Source organism: Metabacillus fastidiosus NBRC 101226 (assembly GCF_001591625.1).
Lineage (GTDB): Bacteria > Bacillota > Bacilli > Bacillales > Bacillaceae > Metabacillus > Metabacillus fastidiosus.
This window is the reverse complement of sequence record NZ_BCVG01000141.1, coordinates 1-8,151: the sequence shown is the minus strand read 5'-3', so window position 1 is coordinate 8,151 and position 8,151 is coordinate 1. Positions and strand designations below refer to the sequence as shown.

Annotated in this window: 6 protein-coding genes; 2 read left to right on the top strand and 4 right to left on the bottom strand. The window is 35.1% G+C overall.

Annotated elements, in window-relative coordinates; translation table 11 throughout:
* Positions 1-74: 74 nt before the first annotated feature.
* Positions 75-908 carry a phytoene/squalene synthase family protein gene (locus BFA01S_RS19800; RefSeq protein WP_066235011.1) on the bottom strand — a complete coding sequence of 278 codons (834 nt, stop codon included), beginning with the start codon at positions 906-908 and terminating at the stop codon, positions 75-77.
* Between the two features lie 583 nt (positions 909-1,491).
* Here BFA01S_RS19800 and BFA01S_RS19790 point away from each other — a divergent pair.
* A complete protein-coding gene (locus tag BFA01S_RS19790; RefSeq protein WP_066235007.1) occupies positions 1,492-2,388 on the top strand; it encodes a MerR family transcriptional regulator in 897 nt (298 codons plus the stop codon).
* A gap of 133 nt (positions 2,389-2,521) precedes the next feature.
* On the opposite strand, the gene BFA01S_RS19785 is transcribed toward BFA01S_RS19790, so the two are convergent.
* Positions 2,522-3,358: a class II fructose-bisphosphate aldolase gene (locus tag BFA01S_RS19785; protein WP_066235004.1), complete on the bottom strand. Its 837-nt coding sequence runs from the start codon at positions 3,356-3,358 to the stop codon at positions 2,522-2,524.
* A gap of 291 nt (positions 3,359-3,649) precedes the next feature.
* Between BFA01S_RS19785 and BFA01S_RS19780 the strand changes: the two genes are divergently transcribed.
* Complete coding sequence (locus tag BFA01S_RS19780; RefSeq protein WP_066235001.1) at positions 3,650-5,323, top strand: ribonuclease J; 1,674 nt, start codon at positions 3,650-3,652, stop codon at positions 5,321-5,323.
* An 80-nt stretch (positions 5,324-5,403) separates the two neighbouring features.
* Here BFA01S_RS19780 and BFA01S_RS19775 read toward each other — a convergent pair whose 3' ends face one another.
* Both BFA01S_RS19775 and BFA01S_RS19770 read right to left on the bottom strand, forming a co-directional pair.
* On the bottom strand, positions 5,404-5,598 hold the full coding sequence (locus BFA01S_RS19775; protein WP_066234998.1) for a YwbE family protein: 195 nt from the start codon (positions 5,596-5,598) through the stop codon (positions 5,404-5,406).
* 242 nt (positions 5,599-5,840) lie between these two features.
* Entirely contained in the window at positions 5,841-7,868 is a 2,028-nt protein-coding gene (locus tag BFA01S_RS19770; protein WP_066234995.1) for a methyl-accepting chemotaxis protein, read from the bottom strand.
* Between the last annotated feature and the right edge of the window lie 283 nt (positions 7,869-8,151).

Below are 8,151 nucleotides of genomic sequence, written 5' to 3'. Positions count from 1 at the left end.
GAAAACCCCCACTGATGGAAGTTTCACTTTATAAACATAATAAAGAGGACTCACTTCACGAGCCCTCCTCTTCTTTAAGTACGCACTAAAATTAGTCTTTTCCGCTTCTTCATTGTAAAATGTTTCTCTTTAAACACTTTATATCGTTTTGAACGAATGACAGATAAAATCTTATGAGATAAGTATGCTGCTCTTTTAACTGGAATTCTCGAATAGATCGGATATTCATCCATTGACCGGAATGCTTCATTATAAAACTGCTCAGCAACTTCTGCTAAATGTTCCCACACTTGAATGAAAGAATGGTCTATTCTTCCTAACCAAAGTGCTTCTTTCCTTAAACCACAGTACTTCATTACATCCTTCGGTAAATAAATACGATTGCGCTCTAAATCTTCTTCAATATTATATAAAATATTTGTTAATTGCATAGCTATACCTAATGACACTGCCCCATCTCTTAACAGTGCTGCTTTCTCTGATGCAAGAATCGGTAATAACATTAAACCAACAGTACCAGCAACCTGGGAACAATAATTGAGAAGCTGATCCATTGTGTCATAGCGGTTAACAGATAAATCTAACTCTTTCCCTTTTATTAAAGAATGAAAGGCCTGTTTATCCATCTTGTATTTCATAAACACATCATACAGCGCTACCCACATAGGGTCTGCCTCATCATATGTATGCTGTAGAAACTGTTCAAATACTTTTTTAAATTCAGCAAGCTCTCTTTCAGGATCTATCCCTTCATCTACAATATCATCGACTGTTCTGCAAAATGCATACACAGCCCATACTGCTCTACGTTCATCTTTTGATAATATAGAGAATGTTTTATAAAATGTTTTCGAATGATGTTTAATCACTTCTTCACAATATTTATACGCTTCTTCTGTACTATACATAAGCTTTCACTCCTTTTAAGAATTGATTAGACAATATGTGATTTAACAATAATTTCATTCCTGCATAAAAAGAGGAAGCCCGCGTCCAGCTTGTCAATGATTCTATTAATCCATTCTTTCTTATTACATTTTTTTCGGCGTACCCTCTACTCCACAGAAGTATAATAACAGCTGATTCTTCAAGATTCCTTCTGATTAAAATTATATGTTCCAACATAAAAGAACCTCATCTAAGACGACTCAAACATTTTACAATCATTATACAAACTTATTTAAAAAATTACCATAAATTTCACTTTTTTTTATAATACAAATGATTTATCTTAAACTATTAATAACGTTATCTAAAGTAATTTCATAACGAAAGAAAAGAAAAATGATTGAAATTATCGTATAATGTCTGTATATATTTTTTCATCTTATTGTACAAACTCTGAACATGTTATATAGTTTTAAAATAGATTTATCTTCCTTTTAAATCACAATCTGTTCATTCTCATATAATCTTTAATCCATATATTATTTAAAAAGGGTAAAGAGAGGGTAAAATAAGCAAACAATAAATTAAGAGGATGTTTTTTCTATGAAACAAATTAACAGTGAAATGACCTATAACATTACACAGGTCGCAAATATTACCGGGCTATCTAAACAAGTCATTCGCAAATGGGAGGAGCGATACGAGGTTATTAGTCCTAAAAGATTAGACAATGGTTATCGTGTTTACAGCGAGAAGGAAGTAAATACTCTCCTTTATATGAAATCTTTAATCGAAAAAGGACAAACAGTTAAACAAGCTGCTACTTATACGAATAAACAATTAGAAATAGAACCTTTAGAACAAGTAGAAAATACAAATTTATATAATACACCTGATAAATACTTATATTCATTACTTTCTGACAGTACCCTTTGTAACGAAGACAATGTAAATAGAATTTTACAGCAGGCATATCATTCTTACGGTTTAGAAACTTTTTTGAATTCTATTATCATTCCATTTTTAACAGAGGTTGGACAGCGCTGGAGTGACGGTCGCTGGGGTGAATATCAAGAAGCATTAGCAAGCTTGGCTATTAGAGATTTCCTTGTGCAATTACGTCGAAATTTTCAATTCAATGATAATGCTCCACTTTTGCTTGGTGCATGCCTTCCACATGAAAGACATGAAATTCCCCTGCATATCATTTTACTTCAATGTATGCTGCAGGGCTGGAAGACTGTTATCCTCGGACCATCACCTGCTCCCAACGCCATTGAATCTACTGTCCAGCAATTAAAACCTAAAAAGGTTATTCTCTCTGCTGTTACTTTGATTCCGTTCGAAGAAAATACGCAGTTACTACAGGAACTGGATGAATTTGCTGGAAAGCATACAAATACGAAGTTTTATATAGGCGGACCCGGAGCAATTCAATATGCGGAAAAAGTGGAACTTGAGTTCATTCAAGTGACTAACAACATTCATGATATTCTTTGAAATAATTTGGAGACATTTTAAAAGAAAAAACATCATTTAAAAACAAGGATATTTCTTTTTAAATTACTTAAAATCGGATAACACAAAAAAGGTATGGAATCATCTCAAATTCCATACCTTTTTCCATTGTATATTAGTTATTTTTGAATAGTTCAATAATTTTATACATTTGATCAATCATTGTGTTTTGAGCAGCTTCCATAAGGTAGCTTAAATGGATTGATGGGTTTGCTTGAAGCTGATTTGAGATTTCTTTAACTGCCGCTAAAGAAATTTCAGTATTCACATTGATTTTGCGGATTCCGCGATCAATTGATTTTAAGATTTGGTCTTCAGGAGTACCTGATCCACCGTGTAATACAAGAGGAATTTGAATAGCGCCTCTAATTTTCTCTAAAAGCTCTAATTCTAATTTAGGCTCTCCCTTATACATACCGTGAACAGTTCCGATAGATGCTGCAAGGAAGTCAACATTTGTTTCTTTCACAAACCAAGCTGCTTCATCTGGATCTGTCAGTCTGCCGTCCCCTTCTTCTTCATCAGAGAACTCCCCTTTTTCCATTGAACCGATTTCCGCTTCAACAAATACTCCTGCTGCATGAGCCATGTCAACAACATGTTTTGTTGTTTTTACGTTTTCTTCAAGTGAAAGTGCAGATCCATCATACATAACAGAAGAGAAACCGCAAGCAATCGCACGCTCAATTGTTTCAATTTTATAGCTATGGTCAAGATGGAGAGAAACCGGGATAGATGCTTGTTCTGCAAGAGCTTTTGTAAAAGCGGCAAACGCTTCTATATTCATGTAATCTTGGTAACGTTCACCGTAAGCAATGATTACACCTTTATTTGCTTTTTCACCTGCAGCAATCGCAGCTTGAATTGTTTCAGCATTATAACAGTTAAAAGCAGCGATAGCGCTATTTGTTTCTTCAGCAGAATCGAATAAATACTTAGTTGTAGTAATCATAATATACTCCTTTATATATGTAGTTAAATTACAGTATTATGCTAATCATATCATAGAGCCTAATTTACGTAAAAACAACTGTTTTGCATCATTTTTTTAAAAAAATTATGAATCTCACCATTTAAATTTCCTTAAGCACCAACAGCGCCGCTAGGCAAATAACCAATAAGAAAAAACAGAGAACAGCTCTATTTTTTATTTTCCCCTTTTCTATATGTTTATTTCCCATTGCTAAATAAAGAGTTTTTCAATGGGAAATACTAAAAAACATGTTACTGACATTAGGAGGGTATAAAGTTGCTTAATAATACTTTATCTATTTTCGCCTTAGGCGGTGTTAATGAAGTTGGTAAAAATATGTACGCTATTCAATATGAGGATGATATCGTAGTTATTGACTGTGGGGGGAAATTTCCTGATGAAAGCTTATTAGGAATCGATTTAATTATTCCGGACATTACTTATTTAGAAGAGAATAAAGAGAAAGTCCGCGCTTTAGTCGTAACACATGGACATGAAGATCATATAGGCGGCATTCCTTATTTCTTAAGAAAATTAAATGTACCAATTTATGCTACACGTTTTACATTAGGCTTAATTGAATTAAAACTAGATGAACATAGACTTAAAAGGGATACAAAACTGGTTGAAATTAACTCAGAATCAAGGATTGAGTTAGGGAAAATCGAAGCTTCTTTCTTCCGAACAAGCCATAGTATTCCAGATTGCTTAGGTATTGTCTTTCATACACCTGAAGGAAATATCGTCCATACCGGAGACTTCAAATTCGATCTGACACCTGAGAACAATCAACATTCAGATATCCATAAAATGGCGGAGATCGGAACAAACGGCGTTCTAGCCTTACTGTCCGAAAGTACGAATGCTGAAAGAAGCGGTCTGACTCCAACAGAGCATACTGTAGGAGAGCATATGGAAGAAGCCTTTATGAAAGCAAAAGGGAAAATCTTCGTTTCTACTTTCGCCTCTAATGTAAACAGAGTTCAGCAAGTTGTAGCAGCTTCTATTAAGACAAACAGAAAAATTGCACTGCTTGGCAGAAGTATGATTAATATCGTCTCTGTAGCAATAGAACGAGGCTATTTAAATATTCCGGATGGAATGCTTATTGGATCAAATGAAGTCGAACAATTAGACCCTGGAAAGGTGACGATCTTATGTACAGGAAGCCAAGGGGAACCAATGGCCGCTCTTTCTCGCTTATCTAGTGGAAATTACCGTGATGTATCTGTTTATCCGGGAGATACCGTTATTTTAGCCGCATCCCCGATACCTGGAAATGAGAGAGATGTATCACGTATTATAGATAACTTATTTCAACTCGGCGCTAAAGTTATATATGGCTCTGGAAGCACAACCGGAATGCATGTATCAGGACATGGTTATCAGGAAGATTTAAAGCTTATGCTTACATTAATGAAACCGACATACTTTATACCTATCCATGGAGAATTTCGAATGCTTCACCATCATCGACAGTTAGCCGAATCAGTCGGAGTAGAGAATGGAAACACCTTTATTATTAAAAATGGGGATGTCGTTGATATCCAAAACAAGGCTGCCCGACAGACAAGGCAAATTCCAGCAGGTGATACATATGTTGATGGAATGGGTGTCGGCGATGTTGGAGAAATTGTGTTGCGGGATCGAAAACAGCTCTCTGAAGACGGGATGCTTGTCATCGTTATAACGATCAGTAAGGGAGATCGCAAAATCATTTCAGGACCTGATACAATTTCACGCGGATTCGTTTATGCGAAAAATTCTGATGATCTTTTGAAAGAAGTAAATCGTCTTACTAAAAAAGCTGTTACTGATTTACAAAAAGAAAATGTACGTCAATGGAATGTAATGAAACAAACTATTAAAAAATCAGTAGGGCAATACTTGTTTGAACAAACGAGAAGAAGACCGATGATTTTACCGATTATTATTGAAATTTAATAAAAATGCCTGCCTCTTAGTACAGAGTATAGGGATACCAGTTGAATAAGAGGCAGGCAATTATCTTTATATCAAAAATATTAACTTAATATTTCTTTCACTCTGCCAACAATCCCGCTTTCAAGCCTCACTTTAATACCATGGGGATGTACAGCTGCATTTGTAAGTATAGCTGACACAACACCTTCTGTTAACTTACCTGAACGCTGGTCTTGTTTTTGTACTACTTTCACTTTTTTACCTAGCCTTATATTTTCACGTTTTGTTCCAGGCATAATAAAATCTCTCCTTTTTCTGTTATAAATAGATTAATTATAAACCTTGTATATGTTTGAACATAATGATGTGATATTTATTATATATCAGACATTCACTATACTTTTTTATATTTAATGTAAATATAAAAAAGCATAGCACACACCCACTGAAAAATAAATTTTCCAGGAACGTATACTATGCCGAAACACCTCTTTTAAAAGCGATTTCTAAAGAATTTGCCCTAATTTAATTGTAAATATCAAATCTTAAATTTAGAAACAGCTTCCTGCAGTTCCAATGCCATAGAAGACAATTCTTCACTTGATGAAGCAATTTCCTCCAGCGTCGCTGTTTGCTCCTCCGCTGCCGCAGCAACATTTTCAAAATTTTCTCTCGCCGAATCAGCAAGATCATCCACATTTTGAATCATCTCAACAACATAACCCGTGCTTGATGACAGCTTCTGAATCGAAGAAGAAATAGCTTTCATTTGCTCGGATACTTGTGAAACAATAGAAGTGATTTCATTAAATGTTACACCAGCTGTCTGAACAGCATCGGAACCTTTTTCTACCTCATGTGTACCATTATTAATAGAATCAACTGCAAGATCTGTATCGGTCTGAATTTCTTTAATTAGATCTCCAATCTGGCCTGCTGCCTGTTTTGACTGTTCAGCAAGCTTCTTAACTTCATTCGCTACAACAGTAAAGCCTTTACCGTGTTCTCCTGCACGTGATGCCTCAATGGAAGCATTTAAAGCAAGCAAGTTTGTCTGATTCGAAATATCAGAAATTGTATCAACGATCTGATCAATTTCATTTGAGCGCTCCCCTAGTTTTGCAATTATGTTCGCGGCTGTATTTACTGTTTCCTTAATTGTCTCCATTTGGCTCATAGCTGATACAACAGCTTCTTCCCCGCTTCTCGCTTTCTGAACAGCTTCTTCGGAACTTTTAGCAACTGTATCCGAATCGACAGAAACTGTTTGAAACGTCTCAGACATTTTAATAACTGTTTCAGTAGCTTCTTTCGTATTATTGCTTTGCTGTAAAGTTCCTGCTGTTATGGAATCAACTGTGCCGGCTACTAATTGTGCAGCCTGTGCCGTTTGTTCAGTGCTCACATTTAATTGTTCAGATGAAGCAGCTACCTGTGCTGCATTTTCCTGTACAACCTGAACGAGACCATTTAAATTGTCTAACATACCATTCAGGTCATTTGATACTTGCCCCAGCTCATCTTTTGATTTAATATCAAGTCGATGCCTTAAATCTCCAGCTGCAATCTTATTAATCATTTCAGACATGTTGGAAAGATTCTTCAGCATATATTTTAATAAGAAATAAGTCATTGCTACTAAAATGATCGCTGTAATGACGAAGGTGATTAAAACTGTCTTTGCCATACTCTTCAAAGGCATAAATACTTCATCCTGTGTAACCACAGTTGCGACAGACCAGCCGGCTGACTTAACCGGTTCATAACCTGCATAGTAGCGTTTATCTCCAAGAGTCGCTTCTTCTAATCCATTTTCCCCGGCTATCATTTTCTTTGCAATTGCTCCCATATCACCTGTTTCATTTGTCAAAGGCTCTTTCATAATCAGCTCTTTATTTGGATGATAAATTATGTTTCCATCAGGAGCTAATAGTATACTATAACCTGTTTCTCCAATTTTATATTGTTCCATGATCGAAGGAATAGAGTCTAGGAATAAATCAATAGCTACAATTCCTACTGGCTTATCATTCACTTTCACTTCCTTCATCACACTTAGAATGACTTTACCGAATACCTGATCCATATATGGATCTGTATAGTAAATTCCTTCTGCATCCTTTACTGGCTTATACCACGGTCTCTCATTAAGATCAAAATCTGTATTTGATAGAACATTCCCGGTTCCAGTTAAGAAATTCCCCTGTTCACTTGCTACCCAAATCATCGCTATATCAGCATCCGTATTTTTTGTAGCCTCTAGTGACTGAATCATATCTTTGTAATACGTGTTCGTTAATGCCTCATCACGCGTCTTTGCTGTATTAAGATAATGAAGTACTGTTTGATTACTAGTAATCTGATCTACGAGATTTCCTTTCCCCTTAAAAAAATTATTTACCTGATTTGCTACTGATTTACTCTCAAGGGCAACCTCTTTTTCAATATTTTGAGTCAAAATATTCTTCGTATACATATTTACGATAACAGCAGTAAAAGAAAGAACGATCGCAATTACTACAAACAAAATAAGAGATACTTTTGTTGAAATGCTTTGCCTCTTCATCTGTGGCCCTCCCCACTCTTTAATTATTTTCATATAATTTCAATTCTGTTAATGTTACTATGTTAGTAATTCATTACTATAGCAGCAATAATTAAAAAATTGTTTCTTATATATATCGGTAGTATTACCTCTCATGTTTAATATCTTTATATAGTAATCGAACATATGATTGTCCTTACTTTTTGAGAGTCAAATTCTTTTATAATCCAAGCGACTTTCAATTTATTTTTCCGACATATATCTACACAATAAGGGGCTGTCCGATAAGTCTCTAATAAGTTTT